Source organism: Mucilaginibacter sp. A5337 (assembly GCF_059690695.1).
On sequence record NZ_JCAWEC010000004.1, the window covers coordinates 643,116 to 664,043 of the forward strand.

Annotated in this window: 11 protein-coding genes; 6 read left to right on the forward strand and 5 right to left on the reverse strand. The window is 44.7% G+C overall.

Annotation, left to right across the window (positions count from 1 at the left end; genetic code table 11):
- Positions 1-52: 52 nt before the first annotated feature.
- Positions 53-1,204: a C97 family peptidase gene (locus AC59JO_RS16730; protein WP_413669608.1), complete on the forward strand. Its 1,152-nt coding sequence runs from the start codon at positions 53-55 to the stop codon at positions 1,202-1,204.
- A 7-nt stretch (positions 1,205-1,211) separates the two neighbouring features.
- Here the strand turns inward: AC59JO_RS16730 and AC59JO_RS16735 are convergent, their stop codons facing one another.
- Positions 1,212-1,547, reverse strand: a complete 336-nt coding sequence (locus AC59JO_RS16735; protein ID WP_497306597.1) for a winged helix-turn-helix transcriptional regulator — start codon at positions 1,545-1,547, stop codon at positions 1,212-1,214.
- Between the two features lie 108 nt (positions 1,548-1,655).
- On the opposite strand from AC59JO_RS16735, the gene AC59JO_RS16740 reads away from it, so the two are divergent.
- A complete protein-coding gene (locus AC59JO_RS16740) occupies positions 1,656-2,654 on the forward strand; it encodes a quinone oxidoreductase family protein (RefSeq protein ID WP_413669606.1) in 999 nt (332 codons plus the stop codon).
- 6 nt (positions 2,655-2,660) lie between these two features.
- Here AC59JO_RS16740 and AC59JO_RS16745 read toward each other — a convergent pair whose 3' ends face one another.
- Positions 2,661-3,689: a S66 peptidase family protein gene (locus AC59JO_RS16745; RefSeq protein ID WP_497306599.1), complete on the reverse strand. Its 1,029-nt coding sequence runs from the start codon at positions 3,687-3,689 to the stop codon at positions 2,661-2,663.
- Between the two features lie 233 nt (positions 3,690-3,922).
- Here AC59JO_RS16745 and AC59JO_RS16750 point away from each other — a divergent pair, with 233 nt between their 5' ends.
- Together AC59JO_RS16750 and AC59JO_RS16755 are read left to right on the forward strand one after the other, a co-directional pair.
- A complete protein-coding gene (locus tag AC59JO_RS16750; protein WP_413669604.1) occupies positions 3,923-4,351 on the forward strand; it encodes a hypothetical protein in 429 nt (142 codons plus the stop codon).
- Positions 4,352-4,454: 103 nt separating this feature from the next.
- Positions 4,455-5,729, forward strand: coding sequence for a formylglycine-generating enzyme family protein (locus AC59JO_RS16755; RefSeq protein ID WP_497306601.1), 1,275 nt, complete (start codon positions 4,455-4,457; stop codon positions 5,727-5,729).
- 707 nt (positions 5,730-6,436) lie between these two features.
- Here the strand turns inward: AC59JO_RS16755 and AC59JO_RS16760 are convergent.
- Positions 6,437-7,168, reverse strand: coding sequence for a GntR family transcriptional regulator (locus AC59JO_RS16760; protein ID WP_413669602.1), 732 nt, complete (start codon positions 7,166-7,168; stop codon positions 6,437-6,439).
- Positions 7,169-7,403: 235 nt separating this feature from the next.
- Between AC59JO_RS16760 and AC59JO_RS16765 the strand changes: the two genes are divergently transcribed.
- Both AC59JO_RS16765 and AC59JO_RS16770 read left to right on the forward strand, forming a co-directional pair.
- On the forward strand, positions 7,404-8,783 hold the full coding sequence (locus AC59JO_RS16765; RefSeq protein ID WP_497306603.1) for a glucosidase family protein: 1,380 nt from the start codon (positions 7,404-7,406) through the stop codon (positions 8,781-8,783).
- A 458-nt stretch (positions 8,784-9,241) separates the two neighbouring features.
- Positions 9,242-10,624: a right-handed parallel beta-helix repeat-containing protein gene (locus AC59JO_RS16770; RefSeq protein ID WP_497306605.1), complete on the forward strand. Its 1,383-nt coding sequence runs from the start codon at positions 9,242-9,244 to the stop codon at positions 10,622-10,624.
- Between the two features lie 126 nt (positions 10,625-10,750).
- Here the strand turns inward: AC59JO_RS16770 and AC59JO_RS16775 are convergent, their stop codons facing one another.
- Together AC59JO_RS16775 and AC59JO_RS16780 are read right to left on the reverse strand one after the other, a co-directional pair.
- The gene (locus tag AC59JO_RS16775; protein WP_497306607.1) at positions 10,751-17,920 is read right to left on the reverse strand and encodes a cellulose binding domain-containing protein; all 7,170 of its coding nucleotides are present in this window, start codon (positions 17,918-17,920) and stop codon (positions 10,751-10,753) included.
- A gap of 232 nt (positions 17,921-18,152) precedes the next feature.
- Entirely contained in the window at positions 18,153-20,117 is a 1,965-nt protein-coding gene (locus AC59JO_RS16780; RefSeq protein ID WP_497306609.1) for an alpha-L-arabinofuranosidase family protein, read from the reverse strand.
- Between the last annotated feature and the right edge of the window lie 811 nt (positions 20,118-20,928).

Consider the following 20,928-nt stretch of genomic DNA (forward strand, 5'->3'; position numbering starts at 1 on the left):
CCCCTTTGTTATTATATCTGTAGCACAATTATCACAAGTTTAAAAATTGGTCATGACCGCTTATCGTATAAAATATTTATTCAGCGCCTTTGTAACCATTGGTACTGTGTTGTGTGTAATCCCGGCATCCGCTCAGCTATCGGCATCGGTACGGTATAAGCTTAACCTGCTGCCCGATACGGCTGCACATAGCATCATTGATGATAGTTATTCGGCCAAATTGCTTACCGGGGTATCAAACAAACCTATTATTAAAGCCGATGCGGTTTTTGAGACGGACCTGGAAAGCGAACTGGATACCCACGCCGGCCGCAAAAAGGTATTGGGCTATTTGAAAGAGTTATCGGCAGGTAATACCGGCGAAGGTAATTATAACCAGGCCAGGGTTAAATCATACTATAAGCTTGCCAATGTGTTTGCAAAGCTGCATTTGTACCCCCTTGCTATGAAATGTTTTTTCAGGGCGATGGTATCCAAAAAAGAAGGTGCCCCTGCTGCTGCGGATTCGCTAAATACAGATACTGCCGGCCGGCAATTACATTTAAACAGCGGCTTGTTGACCATCAACGCAAATGATGATTCGGTATTTGTAAACAGCCCGGTGCGGCTGAAGGATAAAAAGGAGAAGAAAAGCAAATCAATTACTTACAACCGGATCCTCAATACTTTTAATGATGGCAAAAAAGCGGCTGCTTACGCCTTGCTGTTTCACGTAAAACAACCTAAACCAGGTAAGCCTACCGTATTTGTACGGGCTAATACCGGGCATACTTTTATAACGCTCATCAAGTATAATACCGATTCAACTACGGTTTCTGTTTCATTCGGATTCTATCCCAAAAAAGACAATATATTTTCGGCTACGCCATGGGAACCGGAAACTTCGGGCACGTTCAAAAATGACGAGGCGCACAAATGGGATGAAGTGATGGGCAAGTTTATAACCGAACGCCGTTTTAAAAGGATACTGAAGCTTACTCAGCAGTATGATGGTCTGGAGTACCATCTATCAAAAAATAACTGTACCGATTTTGCATTACAGGCAGCTTCATATGCCGGTTTTGGTGTTACCAATTCAAAAGGCTCATGGCCATTGGGGCATGGCAATAATCCCGGAACAACCGGGCAAAGCATCATAGCAGGCGGCATTTATGATAATGACAAGGCCGACCTGTTTGTTGATTTTGATGAAAACCTGAAATAAGGCAACCTTACATATCACTCCATTCGGATAGGTTGGCCAAAATTGGCAGCAACGCTTGTCCTTTTGGGGTTAAGGTATAATCAACCCGTGCAGGTACAGCGGGGATGATAGTTTTGCTGATCAGCCCGGAGGCTTCCAGCTCTTTCAGTTGTTTACCCAATGTTTGATCGGTTATACCCTGCATAGCTGCTTTGAGTAAACTGAAGCGATCGTTCCCTTCCGAAATATGAATCACAATAAGGGCTTTCCACCGGCCCGAAATGGCATCAATTGCGCCGTTTATCCGGCACGACCGGTACAGGAATGCTTTGTTTACGGCGTTTGACGAGTTTTCCTTGATCATAATTAAGTACTCCCTTTTTTGTGAGTTGCTCCCAATTAAAGGAGTAAGGGTTATTTACGTGCAGGGTATTTAGTTTTGGAGCACAAGCAAATTTAAAACTCTGCATTTATGAAAGCAATACAATTGAATGGTTTTGGCGATGTATCTAACTTCAGTTTAAGCCATCTGGATCCTCCTGTAATTAAAAATGACGAGGTGCTGATACAGATCAAAGCGGCTGCCTTTAACCCTATTGATTACCAGATGCGCCAGGGCCTGCGCGAAAGCAGGCTGATGCGTTCGCCAATATTAGGGCGTGAGCTCTCGGGAATAGTGCTGCAGTTGGGGCCGGATGTTATCGGTTTTAAGCCCGGCGATGAGGTGATGGCCCTGGCCGGTAGTCGCGGATCAAACGGAAGCTATGCCGAATTAATGGCGTTAAATTACCGGATGATTGGCCGCAAACCTCGCCATATCAATTTTGAGGAAGCCGCCGCTATCCCATCGTCGGGTTTAACGGCCTGGCATAGTTTTACCAGGATGCAGGCCGAAGCGCACGACAGCATTTTTATTAACGGCGCTGCCGGTGGCGTGGGCAGGTTTTTGATAAAATTGTTAAAAGCAAATGGCGTTTCAAACATCGTAGCTACAGCAGGTAGCGGGGAAAGTATAGCCGCATTGCAAAGTCTTGGCCTTGGCTCCGGGCAAATCGTCAATTATAATCAACCGGGTTTAAAACATCTGCTTATTACAGCCAACTATGGTAAGCGGTTTGATTATGCTGTTGACCTTGTAGGAGGCACAATAGCCGAAACCACGGCTGATGTATTAAGAATGAACGGAAACTATGTTGATGTTACTTTTTTAGGAACCGCTGTCACCCGCGAAATTTTATTTGACAAAGGGGCCAATATCCTCAATATTGCGGCCTACGCATTTGCGATAGAAAATAATCTTACATGGTATGGAGATACGCTCAATCATTTAGCTCAACTAATTGAAACCCATAAAATTGATGCACCTGCTGTAAATGTTATCGGCAACCTTAGTGTTGAAACTGTGCAAGAGGCCCACCGGCTGATGGAAGGTAATCGTATTTACGGTAAAAAGTTGGTTATGAGGGTTTAAAAAGTTTTAAACCGCTTTTAATGTGCTCCCGTCTGTACTAACCTCAAGTACATGCTGTACCCCGCATTTAAGGGCGAAATTATTTTTTTGATGTCCCACCGGAAAATCAAAGCAAACCGGGTAGTCATAGTCTTTTACTTTTTCGGTAACGATATCATAAATGGTACGGCCAAATTCTTCGCCTTCAATATCCGGCGTTAGTTGAAAGCCGCCTATAATTAACCCGGCCAGGTGCGAAAGCTTACCGGTTTGCTTCAGGTTCCAGAACATGCGGTCGATATTGTAGAGATATTCGTGGGTGTCTTCAACAAATAAGATTTTTCCATCTGTATCCAGATCGGAAGGAGTGCCCGAAAGCGTTGTGATCAAACTCAGGTTACCGCCTGTTAAAATAGCTTCGGCTGTTCCCTGCCGGTTTTGCGCAACCGCCGGCGACGAATAATCAATATTTTCACCCATAAGTGCCTGCCTGATGGATTGAATGGTGGCTATCTGAATATCATCGGCCTTCGCCCAGTCATTAGGGAAACTGTTGCACATTTTTGAATGCAGGGTAGCAATACCAAAATTGCGGTTAATATGGCAATGCAAGGCAGTAATATCGCTGAAGCCGACGATCCATTTGGGGTTTTTCTTAAACTTTCTAAAATCGAGCCGATCAACGATCCTTACTAATCCGTAGCCACCTCTTGCACACATAACGGCTTTGATGTTGGGGTTATCCAGCATTTGCTGTAAGTCTGCCACACGCTCTTCATCTGTTCCGCCGTATATGAAATCCTTTTTGCCAGTGTTGTCGCCAATCTCTACTTTAAAGCCCCAGTTTTGTATAAGTTGTACAGATGGCATTATCTCGGTTAAACTCATATATCCCGATGGACTGATAATGCCTATGGTATCGCCTGTTTTTAAATAGGGAGGGATTTTGTGATATGTTTTACTATAAGAACTTTTAGATGCGGATGCCCATACCCCCGGGGTTGATAGTGCCACGCCGGCAGTGACTAAGGAGGATATGAAGCGTTTTCGGTTCATGTTGTGCCTGTTGCATTTTGATGTAACAGGGTTTATAAAAGTATAAAAAACGTGATATAAGTACCACCTTGCCCATCGATATTAATTATATTTAGTGATTAGATACAATCCTGCATTATTATTAAACCTATTATTGCAAATGACGATCAGGAAATAAAGATGCAGGATAATAAACTGCAATCATTTCTGTTTATTCACAACTAATTTTTGCTAAACACCTAACCGGTCACAAAATGTTAAGAACCATACACGTTACAAAAGTCTTTAAATATCTGAGCATCTTATTGTTTTTAACTGCGCTGATATTCCCCTGTTTCGATACGATGGCGGAAGAAGGTGAAGAAGGCGAAGGTGCAGCCATATTGTTATCCGGTTTTTTTGGCTTTTTTTCTTCGGCTGTTGGTTGGTCCTGGTTAGCTAATCCGGCTTTGTGGGTGTCATGGGGCTATTTTACTAAAAAACCTCGCCAATCTTTTTTAGCGAGTGCTATAGCCGTTTTATTTGCTTTATCATTTTTGTTTTTTAAATCGATAATGATAAATGAAGCCGGCGGAACATCGACTATTATAAAATACAGAATTGGCTATTGGCTGTGGTTGGGAAGTAGTTTGGTTATGCTGATAGGAAATACATATTTAAAATATCGCAATAACCGCGAATGAAAAAGTGCTGTGAAGGTAAATTATGTAGATATTTCTTAATGCAAACGATATATTACATATGCCCCTGTATAGCTTTGCATAAAGATCACTAAGTTTGAACTTGATGAAGATTAAGCTTACACATATTACCGGAATCTCGTTACTGACAATACCTGCTATATTTTTAGCATCATTTGTTTTTCAAAGCTGTAGCAGTTCGGGTAATAAGGATAATAGCAGCTCTGATAGTACAAGTTCAAGGCCTGTCGCTGCTTCAACAGCAGGTTTTAAAATTAAAGCTGCCATCTCCTGTACCAAAAACGGGATGATCAGGGAAGATAGTATTTTATATATGCATCAGGGTGGGGAAGCATTCAAGCCTACTGTAATCAACGTGCTTAACGCAGCAGCAGATAAAACCAACGCAGATATGGCCTGGATTCCTGGTGGTACTTTTAGTATGGGAGGCGTTAATCCAACCGGCATAACTGATGGCGGCATGGAAGCTATGGACGACGCGAGGCCTGTTCACCGGGTATTTGTTGATGGTTTTTATATGGATAAAACCGAGGTAACCAACGCCCAGTTTGCCAAATTTGTAAAGGCCACCGGCTATGTAACCGTGGCCGAGCAGAAACCTACGGCAGAAGAATTTCCGGGTGTGCCGGCCGAAGACCTCGTTGCCGGATCGGTTGTTTTTACCCCGCCAAATCATAAAGTGCAGTTAAATGATATTTCGCAATGGTGGTCGTACCAGAAAGGGGCCGACTGGAAACACCCTCTTGGGCCGGGATCTGATTTAAGAGGCAAAGAAAATTACCCGGTTGTACAGGTAGCCTGGGAGGATGCTGCCGCTTATGCCAAATGGGCCGGTAAACGCCTGCCAACTGAGGCCGAATGGGAATTTGCCGCAAGGGGAGGTAAAGCCGGTGAGTTGTATCCCTGGGGCAACCAATTGAAACAGGACGGGCACTGGATGGCCAATACATTCCAGGGTTCTTTTCCCGATCGTGATAATGCCGAAGATGGGGAAACCGGTCTTGGCCCGGTAAAAAAATATCCAGCTAATGCCTATGGCTTATATGATATGGCCGGCAATGCCTGGGAATGGTGTGCAGACTGGTACCGTAATGATTATTATAATAGTTTTAATCTTAATAGTGTCGCTCGCGATCCCGGTGGCCCGTCCAGTTCTTTTGATCCGCAGGAGCCTGGGCAAAAAAAGAAGGTTCAAAGAGGCGGCTCGTTCTTGTGTACTGATCAATACTGTACACGCTACATGGTAGGCTCAAGAGGTAAGGGCGAATATCGCTCGGCAACAAACCACGTTGGCTTTAGATGTGTGCGGGATATTAAACACGACCATAATACTACGCAGGCCACCGCAAATTCACTTTAATACTTTTCAATTTTATTTTGATTATGCAGATTGATTGACTGCTTTTAGCTTTAAGCATTCCCCTTTCAGCTTCCAAAAAAGGCTATAAAAAAAGAAGCACTCCTGATGGGCAGGAATGCGTTCTAACCAATTATAAACCTAAATTATGAGAAGAGCTGTAAACCCGGGGTCGAACCGGTGGCGCTGCCTGTCAGCTATTTACATGATGCAACAAATATACGTGTAATTTCTACATTTATTGTCATCTTAATATGGAAATTTTACTTTTATTGGTATTTTTTTATAAATGGCAATAAGTTAATAGATAATTAGCAACGAATTGCGATACTTTTAAAACCACCGGGGTTTTGTAAAATACAATACAGCTCTAACGTATCTCCTGTTGGCTTAGTATAGCAATGCTGTTAAATTTTAAAAATCCTTTGGAGGACAATGTCGTTAAGTTAGGGAAATCCTCCGGATGCTACCGTATACTACATCTTATTAAACATTTTGCTTAAACAAAAGTGCTTGTCATTTCGACCGAACCTTAGGTGGGACTGAGGGTCGGTGGTGAGGAGAAATCTTCTACAAGCAGCGCTAAAGTGGGGCATGGTGGAGAAGATTTCTCCTCACCCCGATCGCTCCCTTACGCACGCGTTCGTCGAAAGGACATTTTTATTAAATCAAAATTTGTGGGTACAGATTAGCTATGCCGACATTCAGGTTTAAGTCCTGCGGCTTTCAACGGTGTATACGAAGCTTTCGGCTTTGTAATAACCAAGGTTGTATTCCATAGGGCGTTCTCCCTGGTCATAAACAAATCTTTTTCTGAATAATACCGGGCTGCCGGTTTCAATTTCAAGCTTTCCGGCTATGAATTTATTGGCTTCAAGTGCACTGATCTCCTCTTTAGACAGGTTGGCTATGGTCGAATATTCGTCCTCTAACATTTCGTAAAGCGGGCGTTTAAAATCTTCCTCGCCGGTAAGTCCTATCCGCGGGTGAAAATAGGATATGAAATAAACAAAGGGACTATCGCTGCTGCCCCTGAGCCTTTCCATTTTTACAATTTTTTTATCTGTGCCGATATCAAAAAAGCTGGCGGTACTTTCATCCGGGAATACCCAGCTTACATGCAATTCGTAGTTTTTTACGTTAATGCCCCTCGCTTTCATTTCCTGCGAAAAGCTAAGCCAGTTCATTGATTTTGAGCTGATCCTTGAGTGGGCAACTTTGGTACCAAAGCCTTTTTTGCGGATCAGCAGTTCTTCATAAACCAGTTTATTGATAGCCTGGCGCAGCGTTGTGCGGGATATAGCCAGTTTTTTGGCCAGCTCAACCTCATTGGGCAATAATTTACCTGCCTGGTAAGCAGGATCTTTGATCAGCTCGCGCAGCAGTTGTTCGGCCTGTATATGCAGGGGGATGGGGCTTTTGTGGTCGATAGCTAATTTCATAGTTACTTTACTAACCTTAATGAGAGATAAGTGCCGGTAAAGATAACAAAAAGCTTAATTATGTATTTACATAGTTTAAGCAGGTGTTTATGTTTTGCTACGCACAATATAACAGCTTGTATGGTATAATAAGTGCACAATTGCTTATCTTAATTTATCGATTACTTAAACTCAGGGCGTTGAACATAAATGTTAGTACAAATACCGTTTAATTGTTTTAATTTGATAAGTGCTCATGATTATCCTTTGGCCTAAGCCGCAGCTGGTTGATAATAATCAGTTAATTACTTATAAATTTGCCCGTTTACTGCCTTTTATGAACTTGTTAAAAACGTTACTCTTTTCAATAGCACTTACTACTCCCGGTATCCTGTTGGCGCAAAGTCCTGGATCTCAAAAGGAATTGGCAAAACAGATCATGACCGATAGCCGTTTGGATACGGTTGAAGCACGTGCGCTGCGTTTGCTAACCGGCTTTACCGCAGGCACGTCATACGGCGAAATCTGGATCCGTGATTTTAATACGTTTATAGCCGGTTCATTGCGTGCTCGCAGCAAGGAAGAAGTAAAAGATAAGCTGTTGCTGTTTTTTAAAATCCAGGGTAAAGATGGCAACATTCCCGATGGCGCTATTCATACCGATCAGGCTCACGTTGGTTATCAGTACTTATATTCTGAGCTGGCGCCCGGTTGGGCTATTCATAAAAATACGGTTGAAACAGACCAGGAATCGTCATTGATCCAGGCGGTAAAAAAATATATCGATATCACCGGCGATAAAAGTATTTTGACGGATACCATCGGCGGCCGAACCGTAATGCAGCGTATGGAAGATGCGATGAACTACGTTCTGAAAAATCGCTGGTCGGTTAAGTATGGTTTGATTACCGGCGCCACCACGGTTGATTGGGGCGATGTGCAAACCCAGCATGGCTGGGGTGTGGTTATCAACGATAAAACAAAATGGGCAATTGATATTTATGATAATGCCATGTTTTTAATGGCGATACATGATTTTTTGGGGATGAGGCCCACCGGTTACAAAGCATCCCGGTATTGGGGAGATATAGCTATCGGAATGAAAATCAAGGTCCGCAATCATTTATGGGATGCAAAAGCCGGCAAATATATACCCCATATCTACCTTGATGGTTCACCTTTTTCGCCTTCATTTAATGAAAAGCAAATCCTTTATCTTGGCGGTACCATATGTGCCATAAAAGCGGGCTTAAATACCCAAAAGGAAATCGTTGCTATAAACAACCAGTTTTTGAAAGCAGCATCATGTGAAAAGCATGCTACTATCGGCCTTACGGTTTATCCTCCTTACCCTCTTAAAGAATTTCCGAATATGCCACCCTTCACCTATCAGAATGGCGGCGACTGGACGTGGTTTGGCGGGCGGATGATTGCCCCTTTAATTGAGAATAATATGGCAGGCGAAGCTTATAAAGAACTAAGCCCGATGATTGACCGCGTGCTGAAAAACAAGGGTTTCTTTGAATGGTACGATGTTAAAACAGGAGAACCAAAAGGCTCGGGAGATTTTAGGGGAGAGGCCGGTGTGCTTTACGAAGCTATAACCAGCCTGCGCAATTGGGCGCAACGACAGTAAGTTAATAGGGGTGCTAAGTACATATTCTTTATAAAGCAGAAAGCTATTTTCTAAGAAGTTTTTTTTAATGTAGGGAGACGCATCGCATGCGTCTCCCTCGTGCAATTTCCGATGGGATTAGAAGCCTTTTAAATCAGCCTGTCTGCCGGGAGACGCATGTGATGCGTCTCTGCAAAAAACTTTCCATTTGTTTTTAAACAGTCTCCAACAAGCAAGCAGTTCCGGGTGTTTTTTGCCAATTGCCTACCTGGTGGAGTTGAACCAGAGGGCAGGATAATCTCCTTTTTTACAATTTTTATTCCTGTTTAAATTTATAAGTTACTGTTTGTCAGTGTGTATTATCTCGCTGGCAACAATATCTGAAGAAGCAACGTAAAACAAGCGGTTCTGCGCGGTAAGTACAGATTGGTTTACCAAACTATTAATTCAATACGATCAAGACTTTTTCAGGTTTTTAAATGAAAAAAAACAATTACTTAATACACATGATTGCCGGTGCATTGGCAATATCATGCTTCGCAAGGTGTACAAAAGGCATAAACAAAATTGAGAAACCAGCTGCCTCAATTCCGGAGCAGAATGCGAAATTGCAAAGTTTGAAAACCAAACCAGTAAGTAGCTATACTTATACAGTTAAAACTACTGAGTGGATGGTTGACGGGACAAATATCCCCGCAGGGGCTACAATTTATATACCTGCAGGTACACGGGGAGCCTTGCTACTCAAAAATTTTAAAGGAACAGCAGCTGCGCCAATCTTAATCGTGAATCAGGGGGGCAAAGTGTCTTTCACTACAGAAACTACCGCCTCATACGCGTTTAAGACACAAAACTGCCAGTACTTTAAAGTAATGGGAAATGGAGTTTCTTCAATTAAATACGGGTTTGATGTAAACGGGGGCAACATTGGTATGACGATGGACGACCTAAGCTCGGATTTTGAGATCGCGAATGTTGAGGTGCGTAACAGCGGCTTTGCAGGTATCATGGCAAAAACAGATCCATCATGTGATCCTGCAACCTGGCGCGGTCATTTTACTATGGCGAATGTGATAATCCACGATAATTACGTTCACAAAACTGGTGGGGAAGGTCTTTATATCGGAAATTCTTTCTATCAGGATGGTGTTTCAACTTCCTGCGGTACAGTTTTACCTCACGATGTCGTGAATGCCAGGATCTACAAAAATCTTGTCGATTCAACCGGTGCCGAAGGGATCCAGGTCGGCAGTGCTACGTCGGGATGCATGATCTATAACAACACAGTTAACAACCCGGGGATAAGTCCGTTTGCTTCCTATCAAAATAATGGTATACAAATAGGGGAAGGCACCGGCGGGCAATGTTATAATAACGTGGTTAAGAATGCACCCGGCAACGGTATCATTGTTCTTGGCCTTGGGGATAATCAGGTATTCAATAATTATATTATAGACTCAAAGGCCTACGGTATTTTTGCAGATTCGCGGTATACTCCCGGCCCCAATTTTCAGTTTATCAATAATACCATTGTAGGCTCCGTTTTAGGTGGAATAAAGTTAAACTCTGAAACCATCCCGATGAACACCGTTATTAATAATGTTATTATACAGCGGGCATCTGTACAGCCGATAATCTTAAAAAGCAGCAGCGTTAAACTTACCCAATCAAACAATTATGTGAACACAGATGTAAGTGTTTGCGGTTTTGTAAATTATAACGGTAATGATTTCCATTTACAATCGTCATCGCCGCTTATCGATCAGGGTGCAAACGTTTTATCCTACGGTATAAAATTTGATTATTATGGCACCACACGTCCTTCCGGTGCGGCTTTTGATATCGGCGCTACGGAGTATTAATTTGTTTTACTTTTGGGTAAGAAACAGGATATCTGTTAATAATAAAAGGGACGACAATTTTGTCGTCCCTTTTTACGTCTCAAAGTGTCAGCTTTATGCTTTGTGCATTTGGCTTTTAGCTTAAAATTATGGGCTTACTATCAGGCGCAATGGTGTTAAATTGTTGATCTGAACAAAGTAAACTCCGGTCATGTATGACCGGGTTAACTGAACACCCACATTGCCGCCAAAACCGCGGTACTTGCCGCTTTGCATAACCTTGCCAAAATTATCCCGGATAACAAGATTGATGTCTTTTTGATCAAGATCAGGCGTTAATTTAATGTTGAAACTGCGCGAAGCCACCGGATTTGGGTAGATAACATTATTCTGCACCGTACCGATAGGTGCATTATTATCCTGTACAATACCGGTTTTTGAGCCAATGTTTGAAGCCAGCGAGTTGTTGCTAAGCAGGGAAGGCTCCGTTCCATAAATCAGCTGATCTTTATAGTAAACGGTAATGTGATTGTTGAGCGCCATGGCGGCTTTGGCTGCATACGAATAATCATTTGCCTCGTTAAATGCCGACCAATCTGTTTTATTGACCTGGTACTGAATGTTACCTGTATTGCTTAACGGATAAAGTGACCCGGCTGATGGATCGACGGTTAATTCAAGGTAGGTATCCGCACCGGTTAAGGCTGGGCTTAAAGTAACAAACCGGTTGTTGATTTTGCTGTTGCCCAGTTTGGCGTAACCTACAGAAAAGTTTAGCCCGGCAGTGCCTTCGCGGCTAAACCAGTAACGTACGGACAGATCGTTGTAATTGACAGGTACGTTGCCTGTATTATTAAGCACGAGGTAGGTACTGATTGCGTTTCCGGTAGTGCCCTGGTTTTGATTTTGATAAGATACGGTAAATGCCGGGGCAGCTGCTACTGCAGTTGGTTCGGTCCCATAAATCAATTGTCCGTTGCGGTAAAGGGTGATGTGACTGTTTGCAGTATAGTTTCCGGTGTACGGCAGGTACGAATAATCATCAGTCTCCGAAAAGTTCGACCAATCCTGGTTAGCAAACCTTGACTGAATAACTCCCGAATTACTGCCTGCGCTGAGTTGGCTGTTTGTCGGGAAACCATATTCAATATAGCCAAAAGCCCCCGTGTGCGGGTCGGGTAGCTGAACATATTTCATGGTAACGTTGCTGTTTCCCATCTGGGCATAATCAATCCATGAATTGATGCCTGAGTAGTTCTCTGCAGTAAACCAGTACCTCATGGTAAGTTCATTGAAATTAACGGCTACAGAATCCTGGTTAACAATTTTCAGATATGGTTTGATCACATTGTTTGCAGGCTGGTTGTTGTCTCCATCGGATGATTGTACCTGGATATTGTACGGCAACACAGTGAAGGTTTTGCTCGCAGCGGTTGTATCAAAACGGGCACTACCACTCTGTTGTGCTGTAATAGCGCTATTGCCTGCGCCTACAATATGCAGTTTATTGTTAATGACCGTAGCTACATTTAAGTTTGAGCTGGTGTAAACAACCGGAAGCCCAGAGCTGGATGAGGCGCTTAGGCTCACATCAGCATCGCCAGGCCTGCTTAACGGCAAGGCTGCAAAGCTGATACTCTGGCTCAGTTTGTTAACGGTTACGTTTTGTATAACCGGCGGGGCTGCAAGATAATTAGCATTTCCACTCTGCGAAGCGGTGATCAAGGCGGTACCCGAACCGGTAATGTGCAACTTTCCGCCCGCTATCTGGACTACCGTACTGTCGGAGCTGCTATAGCTTATTGCGAGACCTGAACTGGCCGTTGCCCCGGCTACAAAGTCACTGTCGGCAACTGTTTTTGCGGGGATGGCATTAAATGTGATGGTTTGTGCTTTTTTGCTAACGGTAAGGCTTTGATTGATCGGGGTAGCTGCTTTAAAGCTGCTATTGCCCGGCTGGGACGCAGTGATGGTTGCTGTTCCCGCTGCCTTAATGTGGACGGCACCGCTTATCACACTGGCAACAGTAGTATCCGAACTGTTATAAGAAACTGCCAAACCTGATGAAGCTGTTGCCGGAGGTACAAAATCTGCATCGCCAAAAGTTTTTCCGTCGATAGAGGCGAAAGTAATCGTTTGGTCGCCCAGTACATCGGCAGCTATTTCGGTGCTGCTCAACGCCCTGCCGTAGATCTTGAAATTATCGATGGATCCTTTGAACATCGGATCGTTAAACTGCGATTTACCAAGGTAATTTTGTGTGGTGTTTCCCATTGCCGATGGCTTGATGGTGATGTTTGTTGAAGAAACAACCGATGTACCGTTTATATAAAGCGTAGTAGTATTGCCAGCCCGTGTTACCGCCAGGTAAGTCCATGTATTGAGCGGGAAGGTATAATTGTAGTTGATATTCTGTTCGGCAGCTGAGCCGTTTTTAGTTGCATAACGAATGGTTGACTGGCCGCTTACTACACCCGCCTGCACGGTCAGGAACATGTATTGGGTAGTGCTTGAACCAAAGTCAAAAACACGCATCCAGGTACTTATGGCATCCATCCTTACCCAGGCGGATATGGTAAAATCATTAAGGGTGCTGAAAATGCCGGTAGGCAGCGTTGCATAAGCATTTGCCGAGCCGTCAAGCAGCAGTGATTTGCCGTATTTGCCCGTAGCCCGGTTTGCTGTTGCTGCAAGTACACCATGGTTAGCGCCCCATGCATCAATGCCCCTGGTTCCGCTTGCTTCATCAAATTGATAAAAATCACGTTGCCCTGTATTGGGTTTGGCAACTACTTCTGTGCTTTTTGCACCTTCGCCGGTGCTGTCTGCAGGGGCTACTACATAAAAATATGTTGTACCATTGCTTACGTTACTGTCGGTGAAGGTAAGATTGTTAACTGATCCAAGAGTGGTATATGGCCCTCCTGAGGTTGTTGAACGTTTAACGTTATAACTATACCCGGGAAGTGATTTCCATTCAAGAATGTTTTTAGCATCTCCGGCAGCTACTATCAGTGAGTTTACAGCACTGCCAAGCACTGTAAGTGCAAGTGTGGAAGTTCCTGTTGTGCTGCCGTTGCCTGCTGTCAGGCTAACATTAAAAGTACCTGACTGGGTTGGTGTTCCTGAAATTTTGCCCGACAAAGAATCAATTTGCAGTCCGGTCGGTAACCCGATGGCCGAAAAATGGTTGGGCGATTTAATCCCGGTTACGGTATAAGTCATTGGTTTTCCTATCAGCGTAGTATCTGTTGGCGCACTGGTGATAATTACAGGCAATGGTCGGTCGTCCAGAAGTACAACGTCATTACCGGTGCCGCCTTTATAGCTGATGCGAAGTGTGAAATTACCAACGGTTACCGGGGCAAGTTCGGGCAAACCTTTAAAAGTACCGGCTATCGCAGCGCTTCCTGTATTGTCGATAATGGTAAATGATGCTCCCTGGGCCAGGCTGGTCGAATCAATTGCCGTGATCTGTAGCTTAGGTTGGTTTAATAAATTAACAGTACCGGCGCTTACTTTGTCGCTTGTAGCCGCACTTGTATTTAATTCCACTTTATAAGTAGCATCGGCATTCATAATAAGGCTGCCTACTTTTAAGGAGCCGATGGCCAGGTTACCGGGAGCCAGTGCCGCGCCTGTACCCGAACCGGTACCTATGGTTGCTGTTGAAGTACTTTGTCCGGTGCCACCGAATGTGCCTGCCGAAGCAATTACCGGACTGGTGAATGTGCCACTGTTAGGATCGTTATTAAGTAAATAAGTTCCGTTTTTGATGGTTGTTGTACCCGAATAAGCCTGGTTACCGGAAAATATCAAAACAGCTGTACCAACTTTTTCAACATTCATAGTACCTGTCATTGTTCCGCCGTAGTTGGTTGATATATTCAAAGCACCAATACTGATAGTTGGATTGCCGCCGCCATCTGTACGGATAGCGCCCCTGCCGCTTAACGAGCCAAAACTGATGGTGCCGGTAGGGAACATAATTCCCTGGCAGTCGTTACCATTGGCGTCAAGGTTCCAGGATGCATTTGCACTACCTGATTGTGGTACCTCGAAGCGGGTACGAGAGTTACCACTGCGCAGTTTGGAAACAAAGTATCCTGTAAAGCTGCTGTTATCAGCAAACAGGTGCAACCCGGCATATACGTTACCATCCTGAATAATTGTTCCGCTGCCGGTAAGTCGGCCATAAAGGTTTAAAGCGTAGCTGGTTTGGTAAAAATAACTGGTTTTTCCGGCCGCGATTTCAATATCGTTGTATAAGGTAGCATCAGCATTCACCGAAAAAAGTGCACCTCCGTTCATTGTTATTTTCCCGGTACCGAGAGGGCCTGAGGTAGGGGCAGAAGGCGCTCCGGTACTTGTTCCTGATATTTCCATACCATAAACCGGCGGCCAGCTTTGCCCGTTTCCGTTGAGCGTAGTACCACCCGAATAAGTATTGTTACCCCCCGCGTAAGCAAACCCAATACCATTTTTAAGCAGGCTGCCGGTACCAGTGATTTGACCTGTTAAAGCTACCGTCCCGTTCACTCCGGGGGTATTTATATTAAGCAGTGTATCAAGCGTTACAGGCATTTTCAGGGTTTGATATGCCGTACTGTTATTAACCAGGTCATTTCGCAAATGTATTGCAGCACCGTCTATCGAATAATTATTGGCGCCTGCGTTAAACTGGATCCTGGATGCTACGAGGTTTTGAATATCGTTGGTCAGTACGGTATCCGCACTGGACTGAAACGTTATAATTGCCGGATTAACCGGTGCTGCGTTTTCCAGCCAGTTCCGGGCAAGTGTAAGCGAGTCGGATTCAGGTTGAGGGCTCCAGGTTGAAGTGCTTGAGCCCGGCACACCAAATGATTCGGCCGAATTGGCGCTTTCTTTGGTTTGGCCCACAGATGAAACTACATAGTAATAGGGGCTTCCGTTACTTACGTTCAGGTCGGCGAAGCTGGTACTTGCCACGTTGGCAACCGTTGTATAAGGGCCGCCGCTTAACGTACCCCGTTTTATATTATAGGTGGCTGCCCCTGAAGCTGCATTCCAGCTCAGGTCAATTTCATGACTTTTGCTTACTGCAGTTAACGCGACAGGAGTAGCCGGAGGTACTGACCCGGAAACCACAGCCGAATTTCCGCTTTCCAATGTTCCCGCAAGTGCGGTAATAACATAGTAATTGTTTACTTCGGATACAGGGCTGGCATCAATGTACGATGTACCGGTTATACCCGACTGTATAGTGGTAAACGGCCCGGTAGACGACAACGACCGTTTTACAGAATAACTGGTAGCATTGGCCGAAGCTGCCCAGGTAAGATTAATTTGTGTGGTATTGACAACCGATGCCACAGCCGAAGCAGGCGCGGTTGGTACCTGGTTATTGACTACGTTCAGCATCAGGGTAGCCGTACCGGTACCGCTGGCATTGGTGGCGGCTATGGTAACTTCGCTTTGTCCTAACGTGGCAGGTGTGCCCGAGATAACGCCGGTAGTTGCATTAAGGCTAAGCCCCGAAGGCAAACCGCTGGCGCTATAGGAAGATGGATTGGCGCTGGCAATGATACTATAACTAAACGGCGCACCAATAGTAGCTGTGGCCGTAGTGGCACTGCTAATCTCCGGCGATCCGGCAGGTGCGGATTGACTGTAAGCCACATTACTGAACGTGGCGGTATTTAGTGCCGAGTTATTGCTGGAAAGGGTATAAAATCCGGCAAATAAATCAGTTGGGAAACCTGTTGCAGAATACCAGCAACCGAGACCGGTCCAGTTAATACCATCCTGCGAATGGTATGTAAATATACGAGTGCCTACGCGCTCAATTTTTAACCACCAGGGAGCCTTGGGTTGCCAGTGGTTTCCGGCACCGCCTGTGGCTTTGAGGAAGATATCATAAAAAGCCGAACCAGGTGCCAGCGATTGGCGTAACATGACACCGCAACCACCGGTATTTAACGACATACTCTCAACTTTTACCACCAGGCCGGCATCACCGCTGATTTTCTTAAAATTGAAGCTGAATGCATTACTGGTGGAAGTTCCGGCTCCGTTAAGTGTCCAGATCCCGTTATTGTAGGAGGCGCTGCCGGCCAGTCCGGTGTTACCGATATCTATATTGGTGAGGTTGCTCACCGGCTGCACATGATCGGCAGGATAATATACCTGGGGCAACTTAACCGCGGCAGATGAATCCGATGATTTCAGGTATAAGAAATTGCCGCCTGCCGCAGAGTAATTGGCGGAGCCAGCCTGCATCAATGCGGCCCTCATCCTGTCGGTATTAGGGGTAGGTATTCCCTTACGCACATTATAAGCACTATAAATAAGATTAGTCATATCGCCGGCCCTTGCTCCGGGTTGAATCCCCCAGCTGGTCCAATAACTTGCATACCCTCCTAACGGGATAAAGATCATTGAGGCTCCGTCAAAGGCGTATTTATGATACAGCTCCCCGATAGCCAATACGCGGTTATCCAATTCGGCAAACATATCCACGCCCTGCTTGTAGGCAACTTCAGCGCCCCAGGCCAGTGCTGCTGCCTGCACGCGCCAATGATCGTCGCGGCCAGAATCGCCTACCTCCCCGTTAGGCAGTGAATTACGCATGCCTCCTCCCGCGTCCATCCGGTACACATCCACCGCCTGGTTAAACCGGGTGAGATCATCACAAAAAACCGATGCGGCAAGGGCTATTTTTAACTGAAGGGCTCCTTTGTTCGCATCGCGCAAGGGGCTGGGTACCCAGGAGGTCGGGAATAAAACATTGGCAAAATAATTTTTTACATGCTGTGTGTTAGCCGCGGTCCAACCGGGAAAGGTAGAACGAAGTATTTCGGCACCTACACCCCAATATTGTGCATAATCGCCAATATCCAGCATAGATTCCCCGCCGCCCCAGGTGGTGTTGGTTACAGCCCAGGCATCAAGCAGGTTAGTGGCTTTACGGGCATAAGTAGAATCGCCTGTAAACCACCACATCCAGGCCAGGTTGTGAACAGCTTGCATATCGTCAATCCAGGCGCTGTTGTTTAGGTTGGGCGCCCTCGTAACTGTTGCAAAGGGCCCCTTTTGCCCGTAGCTCAATTGTGAATGCGAGTCATTTTTAAATGCATTATAACCGGACAGCCATGGTTCGCGGCTAATGTTTGCTTTCAATTGATTCAAGTCGGCCTGGTTAAAGGCTAAACCGGGATGGACAAATGTTTGGGCGCTTACGTTCATCGTCGCAAACACCGACAGCGAGAACAGCAGCAACCTTATCCTTCGGTGCTGCCCTGTCAAGTAATTACAAAGCGTAAAAAGTTCTTTCATGGTTTAATTGTTTAGGTGTACATGTATACTGCCGTTCCGGTAGGTTTAGAAATTTTACCAGGACGAGGAACGAACAGTTTTATAATCGGACACCCCAAAGACAATGAACACCACAAATGATACTCAAAGGAATGAGTTGTTTTTTGAAGTTTTTGCGCAGAGACTCAGGTCATAAACGCCCGGAGTTTTAGTTAACGACGATTAGCAATTTTTGCATTTAAATATGTTTATATCAGTTTGTTTTAAGCCTGATCACACTCAGGGAATAAGGCGGTGCAAGATATGATGAAAGATTGGTTGTGGTAATTTCCTGACTTATTGTTTGAACTGCTTTTGGATCATTGATAGTATTTTTATCAGAGGGCTTTCCTTTCAGCAAATTCAGTGTAGCCTGTTGTTCGGGGATATTGATACCGGTCAGGTCAATTGCCGCATTTGCCTCTTTTGCCCCGGCATTTACAATTTTCAAAATAATATTCCCCGTCTTGCTGTCTTTTACGCATGAAGCCGCCAGTGTTGAATCTTTAACAGCATCGTCCTGTTTAAATCTTATCACCCCGGGAACATACAGATCGCCCTGGTTAACCGAAAACAACTGCTGAACATAATAATTTGCAGTAGGCACAACTATTTTGTTATTGAAATAGATGAGGTTAGGGTTCCAGGAAGTATGGGATAAATTAGCAAGCATAGGGGCATATGATGCCATTGCAACAATATCGCCGTTTCTTTCAAGCCCGGTCATGAAAGCTGCTTCAGCAAGGGCGTTGAACAGACTATTGCCCCAGGATGCATATTCGCCGATATATACTTTTGATTTTGTACGCCGATAACCATCATAACGTGCATTGTTATCCAGAAACCAGGCCGGTTTCTGATAAAAATGCTCATCAACAACAGGCACCGAAAGCTTATCGGCAAAAGCCCAGCCAAGGTCAAAATCCTCGCCCGAAGGGAATGGTCCAACAGTGCCGATGATAGTAATTTCGGGGTGTTTGGCGCGCACCTCATTGCAGATCATTTTAAACCTGTTTCTGAAATCATCGGTTTGTTTATCCTCATTTCCGATGCCGATATATTGCAGGTGAAATGGTTTTGGATGCCCGGCTGCAGCCCGTTTGGCACCCCATTTTGAAGTTATCGGGCCATTGGCGTATTCTATCAGGTCTAATATATCCTGGATATATGATTTCATTTCGGTCATGGGCAGGCCTTTTTGTCCGGTACCTCTTGTTCCTCCCGAATTTTGGCAGCTTACCGCAGCCGCAACTACCGGCACCGGTTTTGCACCGATATCTTCGCAAAACCTGAAGTATTCAAAAAAACCAAGGCCAAAACTTTGATGATAATTCCAGATATTCCGTTGCTGCTGCCTGAATTCGACAGGGCCAATGGTGTTTTTCCAGCGGTAGATATTGTCCAGCCCGTCACCATGAACAAGGCAACCGCCCGGAAAACGCATAAATTTAGGCTTCAGGTCGGCAACGGCCTGTGCAAGATCGGCCCGCATCCCATTCTTTTCATTTTTAAACGTGTGTTCGGGAAACAAAGAAACCTCATCAATTGCAATTTTACATTTTACCAGTGCCAGCAGGGTGAGTTTTGCAGAATCGGCATCCTGAGTAGCTTTAATGGTGCCGTCATATTTCTTCCACCCGCTGCCCTGTGTTTTAAATGAAAATTGCCCGTACGAAACGCCTTTCGCTCCGCGCAGCTCAACTTTTACAGGTATCGGTGCGGAAGAAATTTGCTTTATATATACCGAAAAATTATAATTTTCGCCTGCATGCAGGCAAATACCGTCAAAACCTGCATTAGTGATTCCAATGCCTTCCTTGCCCGGATCGTCGATATTCAGCACGAGATAGTGTGGATTGGTGGAGGTAATAGGCTGTGCACTTTCTACCGAAATTGTGCCATATCCAAAGCCGGCTGTGGTATATTCCCAAAAGCTCAGCGGCTGCCATTTTTTATTATCGCCCGGGCTATATTCAAATGAGCGGTTTTGAATTAATTCGGCGTACAAACCGCCATCTGCCGAGTAACTCAGATCCTCAAAAAAAACGCCGAACAAATCATTACTGATTGGCTTGAGTTGCTTTTTTTCGATGCTTTGCCCTTTTCCGGCAGATTGCTGCGCGAAAACAAAAGCAGGTATTAAAAGGGTGGCAAATAATATTTTTATAGTAAGCTTCATATAGCGGGAGGTTGTATTCTTAATTGCAGATTATATTAACTATAGCAAGACAATTTTATGATTGTCTGATACTCTGAAAGTACAGTATTTTTTGGTTGTGAAGTTTCCATCTTAATATTTTTACCGGAGGAATGACTTCCGCGTAATATCATGCCGAACTTGTTTCCGCACCTGCAAGTAGCCGATTTAATCAGTGTGGCTGCTTAGCGGGCGTGGTGTTGAAACAAGTTTCGTGACGAATTTTATTATGCCCTTTTTAATGATAGCAAAGAATACTCTTCAATATGCAAAGCCGTTAAGCAAGGTGAAGAAGATCCTTCGTTACTACGCCATGAGATGTTTAAAGAGAGCTTGTCATTCTGAGTGGTAGCGAAGAATCTTCTACAAGATACAGAGCCGCTATACAAGATAAAGAAGATGCTTCGTACCTACCTATGACATAATTAAAAAATTTGTCATCCTGAGCGATAGCGAAGGATCTTCTACAACAAGCATGGCCGCTTTACAGGGCGAAGAAGATGCTTCGTGCCTACCCATGACAAAGGGCAAAATGTCATAATTCCTTCAGAGGCCGTGGCTTTTACTCTCTACCCATGACATGATAAATAAAGAATGTTCCCGTCAGCAGGTAAGCTTCGGGTGAAAGCGGGCAGAACAATGGTGGTCTTGAGCGCAGGAAGGGGCATAGCAAGTTTTTGCAGAAGCATTGGGAATGCGCGAGCGAAGCGGGGCAAAATAATTGCAGCCCGTGGTTCTGTTCGTTTTGCAGGGCAAAGGCTTTGTGCGCAAAGAAGCCTATCTGCTGACTTGA

What these genes read in the sequence shown, in the direction of transcription:
- AC59JO_RS16730 (WP_413669608.1), top strand. Translation starts at nt 53, where the DNA reads ATGACCGCTTATCGTATAAAATATTTATTCAGCGCCTTTGTAACCATT.
- AC59JO_RS16735 (WP_497306597.1), bottom strand. Translation starts at nt 1,547, where the DNA reads ATGATCAAGGAAAACTCGTCAAACGCCGTAAACAAAGCATTCCTGTAC.
- AC59JO_RS16740 (WP_413669606.1), top strand. Translation starts at nt 1,656, where the DNA reads ATGAAAGCAATACAATTGAATGGTTTTGGCGATGTATCTAACTTCAGT.
- AC59JO_RS16745 (WP_497306599.1), bottom strand. Translation starts at nt 3,689, where the DNA reads ATGAACCGAAAACGCTTCATATCCTCCTTAGTCACTGCCGGCGTGGCA.
- AC59JO_RS16750 (WP_413669604.1), top strand. Translation starts at nt 3,923, where the DNA reads ATGTTAAGAACCATACACGTTACAAAAGTCTTTAAATATCTGAGCATC.
- AC59JO_RS16755 (WP_497306601.1), top strand. Translation starts at nt 4,455, where the DNA reads ATGAAGATTAAGCTTACACATATTACCGGAATCTCGTTACTGACAATA.
- AC59JO_RS16760 (WP_413669602.1), bottom strand. Translation starts at nt 7,168, where the DNA reads ATGAAATTAGCTATCGACCACAAAAGCCCCATCCCCCTGCATATACAG.
- AC59JO_RS16765 (WP_497306603.1), top strand. Translation starts at nt 7,404, where the DNA reads ATGATTATCCTTTGGCCTAAGCCGCAGCTGGTTGATAATAATCAGTTA.
- AC59JO_RS16770 (WP_497306605.1), top strand. Translation starts at nt 9,242, where the DNA reads ATGAAAAAAAACAATTACTTAATACACATGATTGCCGGTGCATTGGCA.
- AC59JO_RS16775 (WP_497306607.1), bottom strand. Translation starts at nt 17,920, where the DNA reads ATGAAAGAACTTTTTACGCTTTGTAATTACTTGACAGGGCAGCACCGA.
- AC59JO_RS16780 (WP_497306609.1), bottom strand. Translation starts at nt 20,117, where the DNA reads ATGAAGCTTACTATAAAAATATTATTTGCCACCCTTTTAATACCTGCT.